The organism is Butyrivibrio sp. VCB2001 (assembly GCF_000423965.1).
In the GTDB taxonomy this organism is placed as follows: Bacteria; Bacillota; Clostridia; order Lachnospirales; family Lachnospiraceae; genus Butyrivibrio.
The window spans coordinates 120,477-144,606 of sequence record NZ_AUIZ01000008.1 but is presented as its reverse complement, the minus strand read 5'-3'; the positions used below and the strand labels follow the sequence as shown (position 1 = coordinate 144,606).

Annotated in this window: 18 protein-coding genes, 1 tRNA gene and 1 pseudogene; 1 reads left to right on the top strand and 19 read right to left on the bottom strand. The window is 41.8% G+C overall.

Features of this window, described 5'->3' with window-relative positions; translation table 11 throughout:
- Position 1: 1 nt before the first annotated feature.
- The 11 genes from G589_RS19580 to G589_RS19570 all read right to left on the bottom strand — a co-directional run bounded on the left by G589_RS19580 (position 2) and on the right by G589_RS19570 (position 16,720).
- Positions 2–2,482, bottom strand: coding sequence for an efflux RND transporter permease subunit (locus G589_RS19580; protein ID WP_051192311.1), 2,481 nt, complete (start codon positions 2,480–2,482; stop codon positions 2–4).
- A 41-nt stretch (positions 2,483–2,523) separates the two neighbouring features.
- Entirely contained in the window at positions 2,524–4,821 is a 2,298-nt protein-coding gene (locus tag G589_RS0110225) for a glycoside hydrolase family 9 protein (protein ID WP_196811872.1), read from the bottom strand.
- Positions 4,822–4,862: 41 nt separating this feature from the next.
- The gene (locus G589_RS0110220; protein WP_022767047.1) at positions 4,863–5,618 is read right to left on the bottom strand and encodes an SIMPL domain-containing protein; all 756 of its coding nucleotides are present in this window, start codon (positions 5,616–5,618) and stop codon (positions 4,863–4,865) included.
- 24 nt (positions 5,619–5,642) lie between these two features.
- A complete protein-coding gene (locus tag G589_RS0110215) occupies positions 5,643–7,007 on the bottom strand; it encodes a PFL family protein (RefSeq protein WP_026522071.1) in 1,365 nt (454 codons plus the stop codon).
- A 13-nt stretch (positions 7,008–7,020) separates the two neighbouring features.
- Complete coding sequence (locus tag G589_RS0110210) at positions 7,021–7,293, bottom strand: ACT domain-containing protein (protein ID WP_022767045.1); 273 nt, start codon at positions 7,291–7,293, stop codon at positions 7,021–7,023.
- Between the two features lie 25 nt (positions 7,294–7,318).
- Positions 7,319–8,116, bottom strand: a complete 798-nt coding sequence (locus tag G589_RS0110205; RefSeq protein ID WP_026518993.1) for an MBL fold metallo-hydrolase — start codon at positions 8,114–8,116, stop codon at positions 7,319–7,321.
- Entirely contained in the window at positions 8,116–10,299 is a 2,184-nt protein-coding gene (locus tag G589_RS0110200; RefSeq protein ID WP_026522070.1) for a cell division protein FtsA, read from the bottom strand. The genes G589_RS0110205 and G589_RS0110200 overlap by 1 nt, the downstream gene beginning before the upstream one ends.
- Positions 10,287–10,928 carry a dephospho-CoA kinase gene (coaE, locus tag G589_RS0110195; protein WP_051192310.1) on the bottom strand — a complete coding sequence of 214 codons (642 nt, stop codon included), beginning with the start codon at positions 10,926–10,928 and terminating at the stop codon, positions 10,287–10,289. Before coaE ends, G589_RS0110200 begins: the two co-directional genes overlap by 13 nt.
- Positions 10,915–13,101, bottom strand: coding sequence for a DNA polymerase I (gene polA, locus G589_RS19575; RefSeq protein ID WP_026522068.1), 2,187 nt, complete (start codon positions 13,099–13,101; stop codon positions 10,915–10,917). The genes coaE and polA overlap by 14 nt, the downstream gene beginning before the upstream one ends.
- Before the next feature lie 12 nt (positions 13,102–13,113).
- Entirely contained in the window at positions 13,114–13,422 is a 309-nt protein-coding gene (locus tag G589_RS0110185) for a zf-HC2 domain-containing protein (protein ID WP_196811871.1), read from the bottom strand.
- Between the two features lie 181 nt (positions 13,423–13,603).
- Positions 13,604–16,720: a carbohydrate binding domain-containing protein gene (locus tag G589_RS19570; protein ID WP_051192309.1), complete on the bottom strand. Its 3,117-nt coding sequence runs from the start codon at positions 16,718–16,720 to the stop codon at positions 13,604–13,606.
- Between the two features lie 174 nt (positions 16,721–16,894).
- Here G589_RS19570 and G589_RS0110175 point away from each other — a divergent pair, with 174 nt between their 5' ends.
- Positions 16,895–17,647, top strand: a complete 753-nt coding sequence (locus G589_RS0110175) for a helix-turn-helix transcriptional regulator (RefSeq protein WP_022767038.1) — start codon at positions 16,895–16,897, stop codon at positions 17,645–17,647.
- Between the two features lie 3 nt (positions 17,648–17,650).
- On the opposite strand, the gene G589_RS22425 is transcribed toward G589_RS0110175, so the two are convergent.
- From G589_RS22425 to G589_RS0110140, 8 genes and pseudogenes are all read right to left on the bottom strand, one after another.
- On the bottom strand, positions 17,651–18,982 hold the full coding sequence (locus G589_RS22425) for an MFS transporter (RefSeq protein WP_442855617.1): 1,332 nt from the start codon (positions 18,980–18,982) through the stop codon (positions 17,651–17,653).
- Positions 18,983–18,988: 6 nt separating this feature from the next.
- Positions 18,989–19,447: pseudogene (locus G589_RS22420) on the bottom strand (MFS transporter); the annotation flags it as partial.
- Positions 19,448–19,536: 89 nt separating this feature from the next.
- Positions 19,537–21,009 carry a DUF6937 domain-containing protein gene (locus G589_RS0110165; protein WP_022767036.1) on the bottom strand — a complete coding sequence of 491 codons (1,473 nt, stop codon included), beginning with the start codon at positions 21,007–21,009 and terminating at the stop codon, positions 19,537–19,539.
- Between the two features lie 169 nt (positions 21,010–21,178).
- Positions 21,179–22,270: an HD-GYP domain-containing protein gene (locus G589_RS19555; protein WP_081668998.1), complete on the bottom strand. Its 1,092-nt coding sequence runs from the start codon at positions 22,268–22,270 to the stop codon at positions 21,179–21,181.
- Positions 22,271–22,350: 80 nt separating this feature from the next.
- Positions 22,351–22,433 (bottom strand) — tRNA-Leu (locus G589_RS0110155).
- 46 nt (positions 22,434–22,479) lie between these two features.
- Positions 22,480–23,070 (bottom strand): NUDIX hydrolase, encoded by a 591-nt coding sequence (locus G589_RS0110150; RefSeq protein ID WP_035775833.1) that lies wholly within the window; start codon positions 23,068–23,070, stop codon positions 22,480–22,482.
- Positions 23,071–23,085: 15 nt separating this feature from the next.
- Positions 23,086–23,814, bottom strand: coding sequence for a tRNA threonylcarbamoyladenosine dehydratase (locus tag G589_RS0110145; RefSeq protein WP_026522065.1), 729 nt, complete (start codon positions 23,812–23,814; stop codon positions 23,086–23,088).
- Entirely contained in the window at positions 23,811–24,107 is a 297-nt protein-coding gene (locus tag G589_RS0110140; protein ID WP_022767032.1) for a hypothetical protein, read from the bottom strand. The genes G589_RS0110145 and G589_RS0110140 overlap by 4 nt, the downstream gene beginning before the upstream one ends.
- Positions 24,108–24,130 lie beyond the last annotated feature (23 nt).

Below are 24,130 nucleotides of genomic sequence, written 5' to 3'. Positions count from 1 at the left end.
ATCAAATGCCCTCCCCTTCATTACCATCCGGGGTGGTATCCTCATTTCCATCATTTTCTTCTAGCATGGTAACGTCACTATTTTCGATATAAGCACTGACATTACCCTTAACCACAGCATGAACTACACCGTTAATAGTTCCGTCAATGTGGCCTCTTACAACGCCGTCAATACGCATAGCTCCTGCAACCTGTCTGGTCTGAAGGGGCATGTTCATAACGAAAGCTGTAAGTTCGATCACCTTATCTCCCACAAGAAGTATCTGAGGAAGGACAAACATGGTGACTATAATGGAAATAATTGTTCCTCGTCCAAGGCATTTTCCGATTCCGTAAATAACCGCATCGGAAGTCATCTTACCGATAAGTATTCCGGCAACAGCCATCATGGTTCCGGAAGTAATGATTGTTGGGAACGAGAGGTTCATGGTATCAATGATGGCATCTCTTTTACCCATCTTCTCACGAAGTTCAGTGTATCTGCCGGCTATTACGATAGCATAGTCGATATTGGCACCCATCTGAATAGAGCTTACGATGAGGTAGCCAAGGAAGAACAGATTCTCATGCTGGATTGCAGGGAATGAGAAGTTTATCCAGATACATCCCTGAATTACCGCAATAAGAAGTACAGGCATACCGGCTGACTTAAAGGTAAACAGAAGAACAATCAAAACCGCAAGGATTGAGATTATTGAAGTAACCTTGGAATCTCTGTCATTGCACTTCTGAAGATCATACTGGCTGACAGTGTTTCCGACTACATAAATCTTGTCTTCGTCGTAATATTTCTCTGTTATCTTGTGAAGCTTCTCAATAAATGCAAAAGACTCTTCAGACTCCTCGGGAAGATTCATATAAACCAGTATTCTTGAATAATCCGGTCCCTGAAGCTGTTTCTTGGCAAACTCCATCATTGTGTTTGCATCTTCAAGCTTCTGCATCAGTTCATCATCAAGTGTTACATATCCCTCTTTTACTTCCTGATATACAAACATGAACATATCAATAAGAGGAACCTTATAGTTTGCAAGGCCGTTTACTGCCTTTGCATAATCTTTATCGTTGACCGCATAAGCAGCATAAACAAGCTCTGCTATTTCATAGTCCACGTCAAGGAGCTCTGAGAACTGTCTTGGAGAGAGCTTGTCTGTAAGTGTATATCCGCCGATAGCTTCAGTATTTGCAAGACCTGTAATGCTTGATACTTCATCATAGGTCAAAAGATCATCAATAAGCTTTTTCTCTGTCTCGTAATCAACTGACGGGAAAACAAGCGCAACCATAGGGTTGGTCGGGAAGTTCTCATCCTGAAGGTTCTGAGCTTCCTGCACCTCATTGGTAAGAGGCGGATGGATCTTGGTATAACCGTAAACGTAAGGTGTTTTGGATGATACAAAACTGGCGATTATGATGATCACTACAAATAAAGGCGCAATGATGTATCTTGATGCATAGGCAAACTTACCAACAAAAGGAATAGGCGGCACGAAATTTCTGTGCTTTGTCTTTTCCATGAGCTTGGCAAATACCATGATAAGTCCGGGCATCAGAAGGAATACTGACATAAGACTTAAGATAATAGCCTTTATCAGAACGATACCAAGGTCTACGCCGATACCAAACTGCATAAACAGCATAGCAAAAAGACCACCGATGGTAGTCAGTGAGCTTCCTGTGATCTCAGGAATCGATTTTGTAAGGGCGATGACTGTTGCTTCTCTGTAAGGAAGGCCCTTTGAGAGTTCCTCCTTGTATCGGTTCAGGTAAATAATTGCATAGTCAACAGAAAGTGCCAGCTGAAGAACTATTGTTACTGAATCTGATACAAAAGAGATTGTTCCAAGGAAGAAGTTCGTTCCCATCTGTACCAGAGCCGCGCTGCCAAAAGTAATAAGAAGAACAGGTATCTCTGCATAAGCTTCGCAGGTAAAAAGAAGTACTGCCAGTACTACAAACACTACCAGTACCGTGATTACACCCATCTCCTTTTCAATAAGAGCTGAATGTACGTCACCAAGCTCTGTTGAGAGATAAGTGTCATATGGTTCAAAGTACTCTTTTACAGCATCAAGTGATGTAAGACACTGTTCATCATCTTCATCATAATCGAAGGTGATATTAAAAAGAGCTGATCCATTATTGTAATGGTCTTTTGAATCATCTACTTCTGCGGAAAATACACCCTCAATATTTTCCACATCCTTCTGAATCTTCAGTGCCTGTTCATATGAGATGTTTGCCACCATTACTTTTACAGTACCATAGGTGGTAAACTGCTCTTCCATCAGATCAAGACCCTGTCTAGTTTCAGTGGTACCGGGAAGGTAGTAAGCAAGATCATTTTCTACTCCTACCCAGTTACTGGCTACAAATGCAAAAATACCAAGTATTGCATATATAAGGAAAAACAGATTGCGCTTATCAACGATAAATGCGCAGATTTTCAACATAAAACTACCGGCTTTTTCATTCTCTTCCATAGCACAAACTCCAACTTAATAAGTATTTTTAAAACAATTATTTAATTGGACTCTGAAATCTCTGCAGCAAGTAAGTAAATCAGCGGAGAATTCCAATAAATTGTGATCTCATTTGTAGAATAACTCTGAGCATTATCAGCATAGCACTTAGCGCTTGCAAGTCCTCTAAGTACGTTCTGAACATAAGGGTCATTTAGTCCGCTGTTTGGACCACCTACCAGCATTCCGGGTACAGTAATACCTGTTGCCTGTGAAGGTCTATGGTGCGGATGATCAGAGTAAACCGTTCCAAATCCTGTAAGGAAGCAATATCCTGTTGCATTGTTACCAAACAGGTAATTAAGCTGCATGTCAGCAACATTCTTGTTGTATGTATCAATCAGGCCTTTCATCATGAACATATACTGGCCGTTATTTGCGATGGTAAGGTTACTTCCCCAAGGATAAGCTCCAACTATAGAAGAGCCGTAAGAATACTTGGCTGAATTAGATACTACTTCTTTTGCCATCTTATTTGCTTCATTCTTAACCAGTTCAAGTGTAGCTGCATCAGCATCCTTAGCAGTAAGATATGCATATCCGCCGTATCCGGCTACGCCCTGCCAGCCAAGTGAGTAACCGTTATCCGGGAGTTCATTCTTTAAAAGCTCCTCATAGGCCTTATCACCTGTTGTCTTAAAGAGTTCAGCATATGCCCAGAATCTCTCATCTACGTCATTGACATCTTCATACTCACCTGTTGAGATGTCCGCAGGATTCTTATATCCTATCGGGTCACGAGGTGTCTTTTCGATATATTCAGCAGCCTTCTTGGCAGCATCAAGGCACTTGTCAGCATATTCTTTAGAGGTTCCTGCATAAACTCGTGAAGCTATAGCCATTACACCTGCAAAGTCAGCAGTTGAAGTAGTTGTTACAGGCATTATCACCAGCTCATCAGTCTCTTCCTCGGGCATTATCTCTCCGGGGAAGTTCCTGCAGGTTACTTTATGATATACTCCGCCATCTTCTCTCTGCATCTTAAAGAGCCAGTCCAGCTCATATTTTGCTTCATCGAGAATATCAGGTGTTCCGTTTCCACTCTCGGGAATACCTACAGCATCATCAAATACGTCCGGGTAGTTCTCGTAAGCAAGAAGAAGGTCAGCTACAGTCTTAGCTCCTGCCACAGAATACCTTCCGTAATCTCCTGCGTCGTGCCATCCGCCTGATACATCAAGTTTCTTAGAAGTATCTTCATATAAAACCGCCATATCAGAGTGACATACAGGATGTGAAAAATCTCCTGCGAGATCCTTTGTAAGCTCAGTTCCGCACCTCTGATAGTAAAGCATCTTGATTGCTGCCTTGAATGCTTCATCATAAACATTCTTGGAAATCTTAAAGCTGTGAGATACTGCATCACCTGCTTCTACATGATATGTACCTTCGTCCGTTATATCAGAGAAATTAAAGATAGCTTCTTTCTCTCCTGTATCAGGATCATCGATGCTATTCTTAATCTCTTTTTCAAAAACAGACTCACCTGTATCTTCGTTGATAAGAACAGCTGTCTTATTAAGAGCTGATCCTTTTAATGTAGCACTCTTATATGCACCGGGAAGATATCCAATCTGGTTTACAGCTATATCAGGCACATCAACACCTCCACTGCTTGCAACTCTGTTGGTAGCATCTATCAAAGTAAGCTCAAAGTTATCAAAATATACGTGGTGTTCAGGAGTATTTTTATCCATATCCTCTACGACGCCCATGTTAAAGCAGAATCTGGGAGCTGGATCTCCTGTCTCATTCATTGTAAATGTATATTCATGGTTCTGTTTTTCTTTTCCAATCTTTAAATGATCTTCAAAGTAGGCGTGATAATCTCCGCTATTTAACTGGAATCTCATCTCAAGCCACTTATCTTCTATATCTGAATAACAATCAAAAGTAATCTTATATACACAGCCCTCATCGAGAGAAAAGCCATCATGATATAGCTGAACTCCGTGCGCAACTGTTCCAAGATTTTTAATATCTACATCAAGTTCGCCGTCTCCTGTGACCGAAATCTCAGCTAGTCCATCCTGACAAAATGTACCCCACAGTTCTGTACCATTTGAAAAATCTCCATTTTCCAGCATGTTTTCGCCGGTAAGCTCAATGGGCTCCACTTCTTTTTCAGTCTCGGCAGTTTCTTCTGTACAAGACTCCTCAGTAGTAAGTTCTTGAGTCGCCTGTTCCTGCACTTCCGGAGCTTCCTCTGTAGCTTCAGGAGTAACAGTTTCAGCATTTCCGCAGCCAATTATCCCCGCTGCCAAAAATGCGGACATTGCCACAGAAAAAATCCTTTTCATAAATTTCCTTTTCATAACTTCCCTCTCTTTATAAAAAGACCTTATTTAAGGTCATATTCAAGCTTTACTGTAATAGATGCAGTCTTATTTCTTGATGTCGTATCGAATGCTCCGTCATAGGAGTAACTGCTTGTACCTGAATTAGTTGCAGTGATCTGGAATACTCCAAGGCTTGAGTTTCTGAGTTTTCCAACTTTTGCACCGGAATTCTTGGCCATGATATCGATTCTCTCTCTTGCGTTGGCAGTTGCCTGCTCAATAAGAGAAAGCTTAAGGTCATCAAGACCTGTGTAGTAATACTCGGGAGCCTGTGACTCGAATTCAACGCCGGTCTCAAGAAGGCTTGAGATATCTCTTGAGATCTTCTCTACCTTGTCGATATCTGTTGATGTAACCGATACTGACTGAGACAGGCTGTATCCGTCCTGTTCTCTTCCGATGTAATTACCGTTGTCATCATAGATGTCCTTGTAAGTTTTCCAGATGTCAACTGAATTGAAAATTATCTCATCTTCAGTTATCCCATTTGCAATGAGATAATTCTTAACTACAGCACTGTCTTTCTTTATCTTGTCATAAGCTGCCTTTGAAGTGTAATCTGCAGCAGAAAAAGAGCCTCTCCAAATAATAAGGTCAGACTCAAAATCTACATTTGCACTTCCCGTTGCTGAAATTGTATGAACACTCTCAGATCTGAAATGAGACAGTCCAAGCGCTAAACATAAGCAGCTTGCCACAATACTTAGTCCGATGATAAGAGCTGTAAGCCAGCTCTTATTAGTCTTTGCATTTTCCATTTCCCTCTCCTCAAAAACAAACTCTTAGTTCTTAAAGCTGTGTACAGGTGCCGGTATTCTTCCTCCTCTGTTTACAAATTCATCACAGGAGAACTTGTTTACAGGCATGATTGGTGCATATCCCAAAAGTCCGCCAAACTCAACAGTCTCACCAACACCTTTTCCTATAACAGGAATTAGTCTTACAGCTGTTGTCTTCTGGTTGATCATACCGATAGCCATTTCATCAGCGATTATTCCGGCGATTGTAGTATCCTTGGTATCTCCGGGTATTGCGATCATATCAAGTCCAACTGAGCAAACACAGGTCATAGCTTCGAGCTTCTCCAGTGTAAGAGCTCCGGCTTCTACTGCATCAATCATTCCCTGGTCCTCACTGACAGGGATGAATGCTCCGGAAAGTCCTCCGACATAGCTTGATGCCATAACTCCGCCCTTTTTAACCTGATCATTTAAAAGAGCCAGCGCTGCAGTTGTACCGGGTGCTCCGGCGTGTTCAACTCCGATCTCATGAAGTATGTCAGCTACACTATCACCAATTGCAGGTGTAGGCGCAAGAGAAAGGTCGATTATTCCAAATGGAACGCCGAGTCTCTTTGAAGCTTCCTGAGCAACGAGCTGGCCAACTCTTGTTACCTTAAATGCAGTCTTTTTGATGGTCTCGCACAGCACTTCAAAGTTCTCACCTCTTACCTTTTCAAGTGCTGTCTTAACTACTCCCGGTCCGCTGACACCTACATTTATTATCTTGTCAGCCTCAGTTACACCGTGGAATGCACCTGCCATAAATGGATTGTCATCAGGTGCATTACAGAAAATAACCAGCTTGGCGCATCCAAGCGAATCCTTTTCTTTGGTTGCTTCTGCAGTCTTCTTGACTATGGTTCCCATAAGTCTTACTGCATCCATATTGATGCCGGTCTTGGTTGAACCGACATTAATTGATGAGCACACAACATCTGTTGTTGAAAGAGCAAGTGGAATCGACTCTATCAGCATCTTATCTGAAGCTGTCATTCCCTTACTTACAAGTGCTGAATAGCCACCGATGAAGTTAACTCCAACTGCCTTTGCAACTTTATCGAGAGTTGCGGCTATTTTTGCAAAGTCATCAGGGCTTTTGCAAGCTGCTCCGCCGATCAATGATATAGGTGTTACAGAAATTCTCTTGTTTACAATAGGAATACCAAATTCTCTTGCAATCTGGTCTCCGGTCTTAACAAGGTCTTTTGCTGTATCATAGATTTTGTTGTAAATGTTGTCACAAAGCTTATTAAGGTCACTGTCTATGCAGTCCAAAAGGCTTATGCCCAGAGTAATGGTCCTGACGTCCAGGTTTTCCTTCTCAATCATCTCATTGGTCTCTACGACCTCGTGTATATTTATCATTGTGGCACCTCACTCAGACCCTGTGCATAGAGTCAAAAATCTCTTCGCGCTGACACTTTATTACTACTCCGATGTCTTTACCAAGAGTCTCAAGGTCATCAGCTACAGTATTAAATTCCTTAGCTGTCTTTGACATATCAACAATCATCATCATGTTGAAATACCCGCTGACTATTGTCTGGGAAATATCAAGAATATTGATACCTGACTCTGCAAGATAGGTGCAGACCTTGGCAATGATGCCGACAGTGTCTTTTCCGACTACTGTAATGATAGTTTTATTCATAACGCTCTCCTCCACTTCTATATACTCAGAATTCAATTATTGGTGAAATACAGCTTCTCTCAGCAACCATTATAGGAAAATCGTTGCCGTGATAAGGATTGTCACCCATTTCAATCTCGACTCTTACCGTTTCATAGGCAAGTTCGGGCAGATTGTTTTCCTTGGAAAGGTGTCCCAGGAATATACCTTTCATCTTTTCGTTTAAAAGACTGCACAGAAGCTCTCCGCTCTTTTCATTGGAGAGATGCCCCTTATCGCCAAGGATCCTGGACTTCAAAACATAAGGGTAAGGCCCTGTCTGAAGCATTCTCACATCGTGATTTGCTTCCAACAAAAGAGCATCGCAGCCTGACAGAGCACTGACTGTATACTGGTCATAACAGCCAAGGTCTGTTGCGATGCCAACCTTTTTATCGCCACAATAAACTCTGTAGCCGCAGGGCTCAAGAGCATCGTGGGAAATCTTCATTGGATTTATAATCATGTCACCTACTACAACAGCTTCATCTGCCCTGACAGGAACAAAGGATGAAAAGTCAATTTCACCCTTTTTGTCAGAGTTTCTGATGCCTGTAATGGTGCCTTCTGTGGCATAAACAGGAATGTGATGTTTCTTTAAGATAGTGCGGATAGCTGCTATGTGATCTGTGTGTTCATGGGTCACGAAAATCGCGCTGATATCATCAAATCCCAGATCCAGCTGGCACAATCCTTCTTCAATTCTTTTCTTACTTACTCCGGCGTCCACAAGGATGTGTGTGTTGTCTGAACCTACATAGGTACAGTTTCCGCTGCTTCCGCTGGCAATACTTGTAAATCGCATTATTTCCAATAAACCTCTATCTTATCGCCTTCTTTGATAGGCTGCATATAATCCGGTGTGGAGCCGTTTAGTGTGGTTACGATACTCCTTCCGTTTGGCTTTGAAAGATCAAAGTCGATGGCATCAAATATATCAACAAAGATATAATCTGCCTTGCCATGAAGCGTTACAGCTTCATTATTTACGATAATGTGAAGATCATGAGCCAGGATATTTCTAACAACTTCAGGCTCTGCCTCATCTGCCTCACTCTTTTCATAGGTTCCGTCATCATCCGGAAGGTCATCAAAAGAGAGCTGACCATCTTTGTCAGTTTTTAGCCTTGCTTCATAGTCCATGTTCTCATAGGATTCCTCGTTTGCCTGAGAAATAGCCATCTCATCTGCACTCGGGAAGTCCTTATAGTAGTCCATGATCATATCTTCCTGATCCTTGAACTCTACCTTGAAGTTCTCGTAAACAGGAGTGTTTATATCGCCTCTTTCATTGTTGACGATGATCACAGTATCTTCTGTTATGGTAATGTCCATCAGTTCTGCTATCTGAGCTGCAGTATTGTAATCAAGGATCTTGACATCGTCACCTGCAGAAATATCATAGTAACCGGTCTGAGCCTCTCCGTTAACTGTTGCATATCTGGATGCTTCTACGCTCTTTCCGTTTACATTTACATTGAACTTGGTCTTAAATTCCGGAATGCTCTCAATTGTAGCCTTACCGGGAGCTCCGGCTGTTGAAGGAGTAACGCTTATAATATCGTTGGCATGGATCTTGGAGTGGATATCTGCAGGCTTACCGTTAAGCTGTATAACAGCAGCTTCACCGGGTTCGCCCCTTGATGTTCTCTCCTTGCCGTTAACGGTATATTTAAGCTCGGCGCCTCTCTTGGGGAAGAGGTCCTCATTAGGGAATGCAGCCTGCATGGCAGCATCCACAATCTGAAGCTTACCGTTGTCATAAATCTTGGTCTGGGTTCCGTTAAAGGAAACAAAGATAAAGTTGTTGGCTTCCTCATAGTAACTGATACAGATGCCAAGAGGTGTGACAAGAAGTGAATCCCTGTCTATTCCGTCGTTATTAAGGAAAGTAATGTTCTTCATTACTTCCTCGCCTCTAAGGGCTACACGCTCCTCAGGAATATCCATATCCTTGGCTATTGCCTTGGTATATCCCGGAACGCATCCGCCACCACCAACGACAAATACAGCGCTTACAGCTCTGTCACCGTTAAGGCGCTTTATTTCATCAGTAGCCTTCTGTGCCATTTCCTCAACCTTAGGCTTTATAATACGTGAAATTTCCTTGGCACTTATGGTCTTGTTAAGACCCATGATATCGACATATTCTACCTGATCCTGGTGGCTGGCCTTTATCTTGATCTCATCGGCCGAATTAAAATCAACCAGGCAGTGCTGAGCAATGATCTCTGTGATATCATCACCTGCTATCGGAAGCATTCCGTAAGCAGTAATGGATCCGTCATCTGTAACACAAATATCGGAAGTACCTGCTCCAACGTCTACAAGAGCAAGGTTCAGCATCCTGAATCTGTCAGGAATTGCAACCATCATAGCTGCAATAGGCTCGAGAGTAAGATTTGCAACGTTAAGGTTTGCTCTCTCACATGCCTTGTAAAGACCATCTACACAGTCATCAGGAAGGAATGTAGCAATAAGCTCAACGCTTACCTTACCTGCATTGTGGCCCTCAAGGTTTGCAATCTGATATCCGTCAAGGTAATAATGCATAACAGAATATCCGACCAGATAAAATTTAAGGTCAGATGTATTCTTTTTAAGAAACTCCGAATACGCCTGCTCAACTGCAGCCGAATCCAGGTTATAGATATCTTCATCGGTTATGGTGTGGTTATCCGGATACTCATACTCGTAGGTTGTCCTTACAGTCTGAAGTACACGACCGGCAGCAGCTATGCAGACATCTGTAAGATGGATATCTGTCTGCTGTTCAAGCTTATCCGTTACCTTTCTGATGGTAGCGCCAACCTTGCCGATGTCATGGATCTGTCCATCCAGCATAGCTCTTGTCTCATGCTTCTCAACAGCCTGAGCAATAACATTAAACTGGTTGTCATTCATATAGCCGACAGTTCCGACAACACTTCTGGTTCCGATGTCGAGTCCGTAAACAACCTTCTGATCTGCCTGTTCTAAGCTTGCCATTTTGCTTTCCACTCCCCAAGTTTTTTGTCTATTTGCGCCTTGGCATAATCCAAATCAGCGCTGTTATCTATTACGAAGTCCGCATTCTCTCTAAATGTCTTTTCATCAAGTTGCGAAGCAAAGATACTGTCTATCTTCTCATCGCTGTAGCCTCTTGATGACTTAAGGCGACTTCGCCTTGTAGACTCATCTGCGTAGACATACCACAGTTCATCCACAAATCTCTTATATCCGTTTTCTATCAAAAGAGCTGCTTCCACAAAAACAAAATCCAGCTGATTCTGTTCTCTCTCTCTGTCTATTATATTAATAATAAATGTATTTACTGCAGGATGCAAAATATAATTAACCTTGGAAAGGAGATTTTCATCACCGAAAATGGCTTCTGCCATCTTCTTTTTATCTATCTCGCCATCATCTCCCAATATACCTTCTCCCAGGAGCATGACCAGCTCATCGTAGGCAGGATACCCCTTTTTCTTAATGTCATTGGCAACAATGTCCGAGTATATCACCCTTGCATTATAGTTCTGCGCAAGAAACTCCAGGATGGCGCTCTTTCCGGCGCCAACACCTCCTGTTATTCCGATGATATTGGTCTTTCCATAGGTCAGCTTATTTTGCTTCATACCAGTCACTTCCCGTATGGCAGTCGACTTCCATCGGTACAGAAAGTTCTACTGCCTTTTCCATTTCTGTTGTAAGTATATCTGAAACCTTTTCAATTTCATCAGGTGCGGTCTCAATCAGAAGTTCATCATGAATCTGCAATATAAGTCTGGATTTCAATTCTTCTCTTTTAAGTCTGAAAAAGACATTTATCATGGCAATCTTCATGATATCGGCAGCAGTTCCCTGGATCGGAGCATTCATCGCAACCCTTTCGCCAAATTGCCTCATCATGTAATTACCGGACTTAAGCTCAGGGATTGGTCTTCTTCTTCCAAACATAGTCTCAGAGTAGCCCTTGTTCTTGGCGTCCTGAATGACTTTGTTCTGATAATTCCTCACTCCCGGATAAGTCTCAAAGTACTTCTCCATATACTCCTTGGCTTCTCCGACTGAAATAGAAAGGTCCTGAGATAATCCGAAAGAACTGATTCCATAAACAATACCGAAGTTAACAGCCTTGGCATTTCTCCTCTGGAGAGGTGTTACTTCTTCAAAGGGAACATGAAATACCTTGGAAGCAGTTATTCTGTGAATATCATCACCCTCGTGATAAGCACTGATGAGTCCTTGATCCTCTGACATGTGCGCAAGGATCCTGAGCTCGATTTGCGAATAATCGGCATCTGCAAATACATAGCCCTCTTTTGGTACAAAGACCTTACGAATGAGCCTTCCAAGTTCAGTCCTCATGGGGATATTCTGGAGGTTCGGCTCTGTTGAACTTATACGCCCTGTTGCTGTTATTGTCTGGTTAAAGCTTGTATGGATCCTGTCATCTTTTTCTATGAAATTAGCAAGGCCGTCAGCATAAGTGGATTTGAGTTTGGCTAGTCCTCTGTACTCAAGGATGTCTGCTACGATCTTGTGCTCAGGTGCAAGCTTCTCAAGGACATCTGCTGCTGTTGAATAACCTGACTTGGTCTTCTTTTCTGCAGGAAGTCCCAATTTCTCAAATAATATCTCGCCGAGCTGCTTGGGTGAATTGATATTAAACTCACAGTCTGCAGCTTCATATATCAGCTTCTCAAGCTCCGTGATACGAATCTGAAGCTTATCTCCGTATTCTTTAAGGGCGTCTCTTCTTGCGATGATTCCCTCTTTCTCCATCTCAAACAGGATATAGGAAAGTGGCATTTCTATATTGTAAAAGAGTTCTTCCATACCTGTCTTTTGAAGTTTCTTTCTGATTACAGGAGCGCTTAAGAAACATACTGCAGCTATCTTTCCTGCATAATCGGCAACGGTATTCTCATCGCTGTTTGAGAGCTTTTCCTTACCAAAGACATCGCTCATCTTAGGAAGAGGAATTCCCAGATATTCATTGCTGATATCCCATGGCTGATAGTCGTTCTTGATTGGATTTATTACGTAAGCACCTATCAAAACATCAAAAGCTCTCGCCTTATTCTTATAGCTCTCATCAGATTTCTTGTAGCCTTCAGTTCTGTCCTTCATCTCAGCAGGAACGAAGAACCTGAAGTCTTCCTTCATATCAAAGCCGGAAAGTGATGCTCTGCTGATAAGGGTGTCAAGCTTCTGTCCCAGATAAGAATCAGTTATGAAGTTCACAACAGGGATATAAAACGCCTTGTCTTCACTAAAACAAATAGAAAGTCCCAGTACATCTACGTCTGATTTACCGGTTCCGGTTTTCTCGGTCACAAAGTGATAGCCAACATAACTATCAGGATTGCCGGAGCAGCTCTTTTCTGCGTCTGCAAATATCTGCTCTACTTCGTTAAGATCAGAAGTTATGGTAAGAGTATGCTTGAACTTAGGAAGCTCCTTAACTGATCCCGATGGTGATAAATTCTTTAAAATCTCTTCTACAGCTGATTTTACAGTTTCAGTCACTTCAAATTCCGCATCTATAGAAGCACCCTCTATCGATCCTATAAGTTCTTTAAACCTATTGACCTGCCAGGACACATCTTTGGTAAAAGAGCCTGTATCATCGTCAAAGGTTATCTCCAGGGAAGATGCTCCACCTGCCATAAGCTCTTTTAACTTAAAAAATGCGCCGTAGAGGCCACTGATATGGTTGCCCTCAGCATCGGTAAAATCAGGGATTGCATAAAAAGCATCTCTTATTAACTTGGTTCCATCAATTATCAGTTTGTTATCAGACATAATTCTCCGGGTTTAAAGTGCGATCGCAAGCAAAAGACACAGTGCAAACAATGCTGCCACTGCGATCTCAAGTATGTAGCTTATAAGCACCAGGGTTTTCCGTCGGTGCATTTTCTTCTTAGCATCCGCAAGTTCTCTCTCAAGCTCTTTTACAAGGTTGAAGGTATTACCATCCTCAAGTCTCTGCATACCTACGCGGACAAGGAACTGTATTGTCAGCTCCTCCTTGCACTCGGGGCAATTGTCAATGTGATCCAGAAAATCGGATAAATCCTGATTATCAAGATCATCATCAAGAAACTGCGGGATTAACTTTTCCATCTGTTTGCATTCGATCATAGTCAATCTATTGTCAACATGTTGTATGCCAAAAAGGCTTAATTACAAATAATTCTACAAGATATAGAATACTACAAAACACATGATTTTACAACGAAAAAGCTCCCTGATAATCAGGGTTTATTATCAGGGAGCCGTGTGTAGGGTATATTAAATTTTAGTATTACCAGAACAATCTTCTAAGAATGCTGAATACTGTTACTACAATCTTTTTGACAGCTCTCACAACAGGAGCAATGATCTGAATTACCGGAGGAATTACAATTACAGGCTCCGGCTGTGGTTCTGGCTCAGGCTGAGGTTCTGGCTGATCAGGATCCTCAGGCTCTACAACTGGATCATCTCCCGGCTGAGGATCAACCGGCTCTACTATAGCTTCATCAATCTCAATAAGAGAGATATCGTCGATAAATACATCGTGCTGCTGAGAAATTCTCTCACCATCGATTGAACCCATGGTCACATTAAATCTTGTCTTTGTATCTGTAGGGTATTCCATCTTAAATTCAGTTGTGAAGGTCTGCCATTCAGGTCCGATTGTTACAGGGCCGTTTCCTGAATAGTTTGTCCAGTCACCTTCAAACTGCTGCATGCAGTACTTAACTTTTCTCTCGATTGAGGACTTCATTCTCAGGGATAATCTGTAGCTCTTTCCCTGCTCGAGTGTAACGCCATCCTGGTTGAGCTGTACGTACCAGTCGTTTGAAGCAGATTCTGCCACTGTATCCTCAATTGTGATTGCAAATGTGTTGTCGTTTCCATTCATATTATCAACAACATAATTTGCCTTTACCTGAGAGTCGATATATGGGCTGAAGCTTGCCATACCTGCGTTGAATGAACCATTCTTAATAAGAGCTGACTCTGTAAAGAAAATGTTGTCCAGATAATATGTCCCGGCTTTCTCAAATTTGAGCTCTACATTTGATGCTACCCTGTCAAGGTCCTCATTATAATTAAGTTTTTTTGAGAATTTTGTGTCTGTGTCTGTAAGCTCAGGAACATAGCTGTTTCCTGCCATATTAATTGTAAGTCCGTCAGCTGCGCCATTTTCAAATCTTGCGTTAAATGAAAGCTCATACTGACCCTTGCCAATTGGTGAAAGCTCTGACTGCTTAACAGTTACGCTCTTGCCTTCAGGAACAGTTACCTTAAGCTCTCTCTTTGAGCCTGAATTTGTTACTGAAATGTACTGAGCATCTTCTTCATCAAACTCCCAGTAACCAAGTCTTCTCTCGCCCTGATCAAAGGATCCGTTATAGATATAGTTTCCATCAGGTCTGATAACCTTTGAATTATCTTCTGCAATCTCATCACCTGACTTGTGTGTAAGTCTTACGTTTGAAATTGTTACTGCTGATGCAGGAGTATTCTTACCAAAGTTAAACTCAAGTGATCCGTTTGGATCATTCTTGTCATTCATTGTAAATGTGTAACTGTAGCTCTGCTTGGTTGTTCCAACTCTTACAGTTGTATCCTGCATGTATCTGGTCCAGCCTCTGTCAGGACCTTCAACATCAATTACAATGTCTCTCTCTTCATCTGCTACAGCATCGAACGAAAACTCATATTCCCAGCCTTTGTACATAGGAATGTTTTCCTGCTTGAGCTGTACGCTGTGGTTCTGTGAACCTGCCTTTTTGGGTGTTACTTTTATAGAATTATCTTTTATAGCGTATGTTGCGCCTACAGCATCTGATTCTGTGTGGAACTTCCAGTTGTCCTTATCAGCTGATGCATCGCCGTCAATTCCGATCTCCTTTGCAAAATCCCCGTTAATTACAAAGTTGCCGGTCTCATCTGCTTCCCTGAATTTAACTTCTTCCTTCTCAGGGCGCTTACATTCTGCTTCAAGTCTTTCATATTCCTCTGCTGACTTCTGATAAACTCTTACATAATCAATCTCATAAGCCTGATTGTTCATGTCAGCATATACTTCATCATTTGGATATCCAACCCAGCTTCCGCCTACAGCAAGATTAAGAATGATGTAGAAATCCTGATCAAAAGGTGCAGGATATGTAACCTGGTTGTCATCATCGGTTCCTGTGTACCAGTCATTTGTTGTATAAACTTCTTCACCATCCACATACCATGTGAGCTTGCCCGGATCCCAATCAAGTGTATAGGTATGGAACTCATCTGAGAAGCTTCCTTCAGAGAGGACCTTTGTTCCCTGATTTTCCTTATGTCCTGTTCCTGCGCTGTATCCGTAATGGATTGTGTGATAGGACTTTGATGTATTCTGTCCCATTACTTCCATGATGTCGATCTCGCCACATTTTGGCCACTGTCCGTAGAAGCCCTCATCTGTAGCCATGAGCCAGAAAGCAGGAAGATATCCCTGACCTGCAGGAACCTTGGCTCTTGCCTCAAAACGTCCGTATGTGAAATCATGCTTATTCTGGGTTGTGATACGTCCTGAAGTGATTTCTCTCTTACCACTGCCTGCAGATCCGCTATTTCCCTGTGCTGCGCTTCCTTCGATAAGAGCCTTTGTACCACCATACCATGCATATCCGTTATCAGGATCAAGAGCACTGAGCTCAACTGCTCTGTCCGCATCTGATGATGCTTTCATATGGAAGCTGTACTTATGTCCTGTTTCAAAGGTAAGTCCTGTTTTCTGTATCTGGAAATTCCAGTTTTGATCACCGGCGTTTTCAATTGTAAGATATGCTGCTCCGTTATCGAAGCTAAAGCTTCCTGCTGCAGGAGATGTTACTCCTCCGACCCAGCTTGAATCAAAAGATGAGAAAACATCAACTACGTTCTCTTCATCTGTAATATCTTTTAATGAAACTTCTGAAATAGTTACGTTTGCAGCACCTGAAGTTCCTTCAAAACCATCACCGATAAGACCGAAGTTGATCTGAACTGCAATTGACTCGGATGTATCTGCTCCGAAATCAACAGTAAAGTCTACATCTGTTTCCTTAACTTCTGCAGGCTCTGTGTTTTCCTCTTCTGCCTCATTTACTTCAGGCTCTGTTACATGAGGCTTGATAACAAGATTTCCGTCTTTTACCTCAATGTTGCCCTCGTCAAGAGAAGTATATCTCTGGAGCTCTGCGTTAACCCAGCCGGGCTCATGCTGCTCTACGTTCCAATCTGATGTATTAAGGGCCCCATCCTCGAATTCATCAGACCAGACAAGAGAATAACCGTCATCTGCAGCATCTGTCTCTGCGTTTGCAATTACAGGAAACTGAATCCCGGTAAATGCCAGACAAGCCGACATAGCTATAACACTTAAACTTCTGCGTCTAAACTTTTTCATAAGCATCTCCTTACCCAAAACTTATAGTTGAATTACAAAGGTCATGTTAATACTTTTTTTGTAATTTCTATATCAAAAGCAATGAAAAAATATCATATTTATGACATTAAATTGCTTTTTCGAACATGGATATGTTATCATTTGCAGAAGCAGATAGGATGTGGGAGAAAAACTATGGATACCGAAAAACTCTTTAATCTTGATAAAGAAATGATACACAGAAGTCAGAACGACGAGCTTTTATTCTACAGACAGGTTGCAGGAGGCGATGTCGAGGCTATATTGGAAAACTGCCGTCAGCATAGATTTATGGACAATGAGGGTGTAGGTGTTTTGTCAAAAGACCCTGTCCTTAATCTTAAGTATCACTTCATTGTTACAGCTGCACTCGTTTCAAGAATATGCACCGAAAACGGTATGGAAATGGAGCTCTCTTTCAGGCTTTCAGACCATTATATTCAGAGGCTTGATTATCTCTTTACCCTTGATGAAATTGAACAGTGGCATAACAAAATGATCCTTGATTACACCAAAAGAATGCAGATACTAAGGCAAAATGCTGCCCTTTCAAGACCCATTTCCGAATGCATCAACTATATCTATGCTCACATCAAGGAGCGTATAACAATTGAAGATCTAGCTGATTTTACCGGGAATTCCGCCAGTTATATCTCAAGACTGTTTAAGTCTGAAATGGGAATATCTCCCAGCGACTATATCAGGAAAGTAAAGATAGATAAGGCCAAGAACCTCCTTAGGTTTTCCGACTCTTCCATGGTCGAGATTGCTTCCTATCTTTCTTTTTCATCCCAGAGCCACTTCATAAAGCTCTTTTCCGAAGAGACAAAAATGACACCAAAAAAGTACCGTAAAATGTATTACGGTACTCATTGGAAAGGAAATGAAGATGAGTTTAGTATGGAATGAGAATTACTTCTCTTCTATGCCTTCTGATTTTCTCATGACAAGCTCCATTGAGATTTCCTGAAGCTTCTCATCATTAAGTATATATTTAGCCTTGAAGAACAAAAGCGCGATCACAAGTACAACTGTAGGTCCTATTGTCATGATCATTCTAAGTCCGATTACAGAGCTGTTATCAATTGATGCAAGCACACCTGAATTAGCGATCTTGTTAAGGAGCCCTGCCATATCAAGAACTGCTGCGCTGCTCTCCTGAATATTGAAGATTGTCAGGCAGATAGATGCAACAAGAGCTGCGATACCTGAAGCAAGCTTAACGACAAAGGTCTGCATTGAGAAGATAACGGACTCATCTCTTCTGTAGTTCTTAATCTCACCATAATCAACGGTATTTGCAAGGAATACGGTAACTACAACGTTAAGGATTCCTGCGCCGGACATGATAAAGAATCCCGGAACAAAGAATGCAAATACATTGGTAACTCCGCTGAGAGCCATGGTAAGAAGAACTATGTATCCTGCAATTTCTGCAATTACGCAAACATAGAATATCTTCAGTGTTGTAAATACCTTTCGAAGAAGCGGGAATAAAAGCATCATAGCAAGGATCTGCATTCCGCCTGCAAAGGTATTGAACAGTGTGTAGTTGCCCTGCCAGTTACTTCCTGCAAGGTCATACTTGAAGAAGTAAATAAGCAGATTGGATGTGATGTAAAGCGCTGTGTTTACAAGAACGATGGTGATAACAATTGTCATAGCCTGATCATTCTGAACAAGAGCTCTGAACATCTCACCGATTGAAGCTGTCTTCATATCAACTGTAGACTTCTCCTTAATGCATACACAGGTAATTGTGATAAAGAGAATAAACAGTATGCCGATTATGATGGAGAAGTATTTAAAACCAAGTCTCTCAACTTCAAGTGTGGATGCAGCCATTATTTCAAGTGATTTATCCGATGCGGATGTAATGGCATTGTACTGCTCAGTTGGAACATAGACTGCAACTACTGCTTCTCCGCAATCCTGGCTGTCCATGGAAATTTCAATTGCATTGTTTCCGTCTGACTTTCCAAGGGTTATACCGGATGCAGTAAAGGTGTAATCTGTGTTGTCATTACTGAGGTAAATAACGCCGGCCTTGGTATTCTCATCACCAACAGCTCCGTCAAATACCTTCTGAGTTCCTGTTACTACGATATCCACTGAAGCATCTGAAAGCTCAGTCTTGTTGCTTGTTGCATTTCCGTCTGCATCTCTCTCAATTACATAATATGTAAATGCTGTATTGCTTGCATCGAACTCTTTTACAATATTGTCGGTGCTCTTAGCTGCCATGCTACTTCCGATTGCTGCAACGCTCATAACTGTAACGATTGTGATGATGGCTGAACCCACACCTGCGCAGGAACGGGCAAGAGCTGAAAGACCTTCTCTCTCTTTTCCGCTCTCAGTAAAGGCAGGTACCATTGACCAGTAAGGAATATCCATCATTGTGTAGGTTACTCCCCACATGATGTAGGTAACTGCAGCATAAGCAATGAGTCCCTTAGGTGATAATGAAGGCGGTGCTGCGAACATCATGATAAGCAGTACTGTATTTGTGATAGTACCGATCATGAGCCAGGGTCTGAATTTACCCCACTTTGTCTTTGTCTTAGCTACGATAACACCCATGATAGGGTCATTAAATGCATCAAACACACGGGCAACAAGAAGAATGATACCCATTGCGATTGCACTTACGCCCATGATGTCCTGGAAATAGTAAAGTACATATGATGCGGAAAGCATGTAGACCATGTCTTTTCCAACCGCACCGATACCGTATGCAAATTTCTCAAGTCCTGTTAAAGTTCTCTTTTCCACGATTGTCTCCCTCGCCTTTTGGCTTATTTGTTTTTCATTGCTACTGCCAGCTCTACTACTTTCTTTGCTCCATCGTAGATTCCGGCCTTTTTGTTCTCAATAATATTTGCACACATTTCATTGAGAAGATCTGTCTTTAAGAACTGCTCAAGCATCTGGATTGTATGAGGAATATCTCTGCACTCCAGTGTGCCGTCGCCGATCTCGGCTGAATGGATTGCACCCCACATCTCATGCTTGCCTACTCTCTTTATAAAGAGCTTGGGAACCGGGTAAAATGCAAGTTCACTTGGCTTTGTAACAAGTACGTCGCAGCTTCTCATAAGGAGGTTTGTTGTATATACAGCCTTGAAGATATCTGCATGATAGAAGCCATGAATTCCTGTAACCAGTGTGTTCTCATCAAGGGCATCCTCTGCAAACTTGCAGGTGTCATCCCATTTATCCATATGCTCTGTTGCAAGTTCCTTCATTCCCGGGATCTCTTTTACCAGCTCATCCCAGACGTTTCTGTAATCACCAACATTTACATAGAGAGCCGCCTTGTTATCTCTGATGTATGGGATCAGATGCTTAATGATCTCAGCAAAGATTTCCTTCTGTGCTCCGGCTCCGCCGATGGTCAAAAGAAATCTCATAGGCTTTCTCATTTCTCTTCTGGCCACGCGTGCTTCGCAGTCTTTTTCAATGTTCTCTACAAGCTCGTAATCTATATAGTGGCCTGTATAAACAAGAGAATCCTGAGGCATTGGGCTACATACCTTTTTCTTGTTCATTCCGTTGAGGATCCTGTATCCCATGTATGCATTTCTGCACTGTATGGTGTGAAGGGAACCTTCTGAAAGGTGAAGCGCCATTGGCCAGTTATCAGGGATTGCATTTACAACATGCTTCATTCCTGCATGAATAGCTGCCTGGGCAGGCCATACATGAGTTGCGATAACAGGAATGTCTTTATCAATATTTCTGTAAACGGGAGCCATAAGCTCTGCGTTCTTCTGATCTGATGAATTGTAGGTCAGGGCTCTGAATCCTTCGTAATTTGTAGGCTCCCAAACGAGTTTATTGAAGATAGGATTCTTGGAAAGCCTTGAACCAAGGGAATAAAGGTCATTCTGAGCACTGATTACCTTGGTACAGGTTGTCTCTTTAAATGAATTAAGATCAAGCCAGTAAGGTGTATATCCAAGGTGCTGTGCGTAAGAAGCCATAGCCATTGAAATACGGTAATGACCAAAGCCCATTCTGATGTTTCCAACTATGATTGCTTTATCCTTGTCAATTGTGCCTTCGTTTGCAGGAATCTTAGCAGTTACATCTATATTCTTAACTCCGAGGATTGGTCCTATTACTTCGTTGTCAGATACTCTGATCTTATAATCGACGTTTGAATCGTCTCCGTATTTCTTCATGAATTTCTTTTTGGATTTTAATGCTTTATTGTAATCTTTTGCATCAATGACATTACCGAATATTACTTTAGATCTGTCAGTCATATTACCTTCCATTCCGCCGAACATGGCTGTTTATAAGACATTCGAATTTGCTTCTCGGAAACCCATATCAAATTATTGGTTTCCGTATGCTTATAGTAACAAAAGGCGCTATTTTAAACAAGAAACGCTTTTACCAAATTTCGTTTCCTGCTTTTGTGCAAATTTACTTTTAGATGACTGCGGTGATTGATAAGCCTTTATTGTGCGCAAGATCAACAAACTCATCTCCGCATTTAACTGTCGGCTTAGAAAGATGATCAGGATTGATAAAGATTATTTCGCCAACCTGTCCGTTACTGAGTTTTACTCTGTTGGCAATAAAGGTATTTACGATGTTACCCATAAAAGTCATGATGGCATTAGGTTCGTACTTATCTAAGCCGTTTTTCTCAAACTGTTCAAGCACAGCAAAAGGACATACAGGTTCTCTGTAGATTCTCCTGGATGTCAGGTTATCATAGACGTTTGCTACGGTAACAATAGATGCAATCTCATCGATCTTTTCATTTTTAAGATGAAGCGGAAATCCGCTTCCATCCCTTAGTTCATGATGCATAAGGATAGTGTTCTTGATATGTGAATCAATGTTCTTATCCTTGACCAGTTCATATCCCTTTATAACGTGTTCGTTCATAGCTCTCTGCTCATACTCGGTAAGCTCCTGCTTCTTGTTAAGGAGTTCTGACGGAACAAGCATTTTGCCGATGTCATGAAGAAGGCCTGCAGCTGTTGCCACCTGAACCTTTTCTTCAGGCAGTTTCATCCAGGTTGCCAGAGTATTGCTGATTAGGGATACATTAAGGGAATGCATGAAAACTGCATCGGAATTATCTCTCAGATTATGAAGCATATCAAAAATACCCGCTGTACCACCGGCTTCTACAAACAGGTGATATACAGGCTCAGTAAGCTTTTCTACGTCCAGAGGAATGGAGTCATTTGCGAGCATTCTAAAAGATTCTTCAAGCTGCTCGGAATAGTCCTCGATGTGCTGCTTGAATATGATAAACTCCTCGGTGTTTCTTATCTTCTCTGCATAGGACGGTGTAGAAAGAGGCCCTTCAGGCTTTTTGGCGCCTGAACCGACAGGTTTCATCTCCTCTTCGACAAAGATATTGTAGAGTGAATAGGATTTTATTCTCTCAATATCCTTCTGATCAAGGACTGTTTCCTTGGGAAGAACAAGCCTGTCATCCAGAGTATAGACATTCTCTGAAACAACCATTCCGGGTATTAACTTGTCAACAGATACCAGCTTCATATTCTAATTATAGCATAGTATTGACGTAATTGCGTTTAAATATACAAAAAACCTCGAAGCAATTTGCTCCGAGGTTTAAATGCCGGCAGTGGGACTTGAACCCACACGTGGTTACCCACAACAGATTTTGAGTCTGCATCGTCTGCCATTCCGACATGCCGGCTAACAACTTAATTAGTTTATCACAGGGGTTATTCAGATTCAAGTCTTTATTCTTTTGATAAATACCATGCCAGTACATGATGAGCCTGCTTAAAGTCCCCACCAAAGATGTGCTCTTTGAGCTCTTCTTCAGTAAAAAGAACTACATTCAAAAATTCTGAATCATCAAGATGCTGTGTAGTCACCTTCCTGCAGTCTTTTGCAGCATAGATATGTACATTATTGCTGGCAAGAGTTGCATTTGCAGGTATTGTAAGAAGATGTCTCCAGTTATCGGAAACATAGCCTGTCTCTTCTGCAAGTTCTCTCTTTGCTGCTTCTAAAGCTTCCTCTTCGGTTGCAATTGTGTTCCTTGCAGTAATATAGGGGTGGTTTTCAGTCTCTTTATACTCGATGCCACCGGCTGGGAACTCTGTTGTAACCTCATCTATTCCATGTCTGTACTGCTTGACACAGATATACTTTCCATCTTCATCTGTAGCTACAACCACTGAAAAGCTGTGTTTTGAAAAGTTATATACAGGTCCTATATCTGTTCCATTTGGAAGCTCATATATATTCTGGCGAAAATCGATCCATTTATCCTGCTTTAAATGTTCTTCTTTAACCAGTTTCCACCTTAAATTCTCTTCACTCATTTTGATGCCTCTGTATCATTTTTTAATAAGATCCATTACTACTTCTCGCCCTATTATAAGGCCTGCAACAGGAGGAACAAACGCTGAACTTCCGGGAACTGTCCTCTTTTGCGAACCGGATGCCTTTAGCTCAGCATCGATCATTTCCTTATCAGGTTTTATAGGCTCTTCGTTAGAGTAAACGACCTTAAGCTTTTTAATTCCACGCTTTTTAAGTTCACGCCTCATAACCTTGGCAAGTGGATCTATCTCAGTCTTGTAAATGTCTGTAACTTTTATTTTAGTAGGATCAAGCTTATTGCCCGTGCCCATTGAACTGATGATCGGAACGCCAAGTTCCTTACACTTCATGATGATATCTATCTTGGCAGTTACAGTATCTATCGCATCTACCACATAATCGTATTCATTAAAATCGAACTCAGAACTCGTTTCAGGAAGGTAAAAACATTTATGACAAGTAACAACACAGTCCGAATTTATATCCAGTATTCTGTCCCTTGCCACATCAACTTTATCTTTTCCTACTGTGCTGTGAAGTGCGATGATCTGTCGATTTATATTGGACATAGCTACTTCATCATTATCAACTATATCAATTGCTCCTACTCCGCTCCTTGCAAGAGCCTCTACAACGTAGCCTCCGACTCCACCCACACCAAAAACACAGACCCTTGAGTTTTTTAATTTCTCAAGCGCCTGTGCACCAAGTAACAATTCAGTTCTGATCAGTTCATCCTTCATACGTAGCAATGCTCTTCTGTTAAATGAAGCCTCTTGTCATTGACTACAGCTCCGGTGATCTCAAGCTTAACACCTTTTTTGCCGAGTTTCCTGCGACCTTCCAATATAAGATGGACTTTCTTGTCCTCAGTCATGTATTCCTCTGATACCTCATCAAAGCTCTCCTCTGAATCCAGTACCTTCTTGAAATCTCCGATAAATGCAGGAATGACTATAGCTCCTATTCCCTGCCCCTGTAAAGGTCCATAAACCTTTACTATTTCGTGCAAGAGAAGCGTTCTTAATTCTTCCATTTACCCGTACCCCCCGTAATATA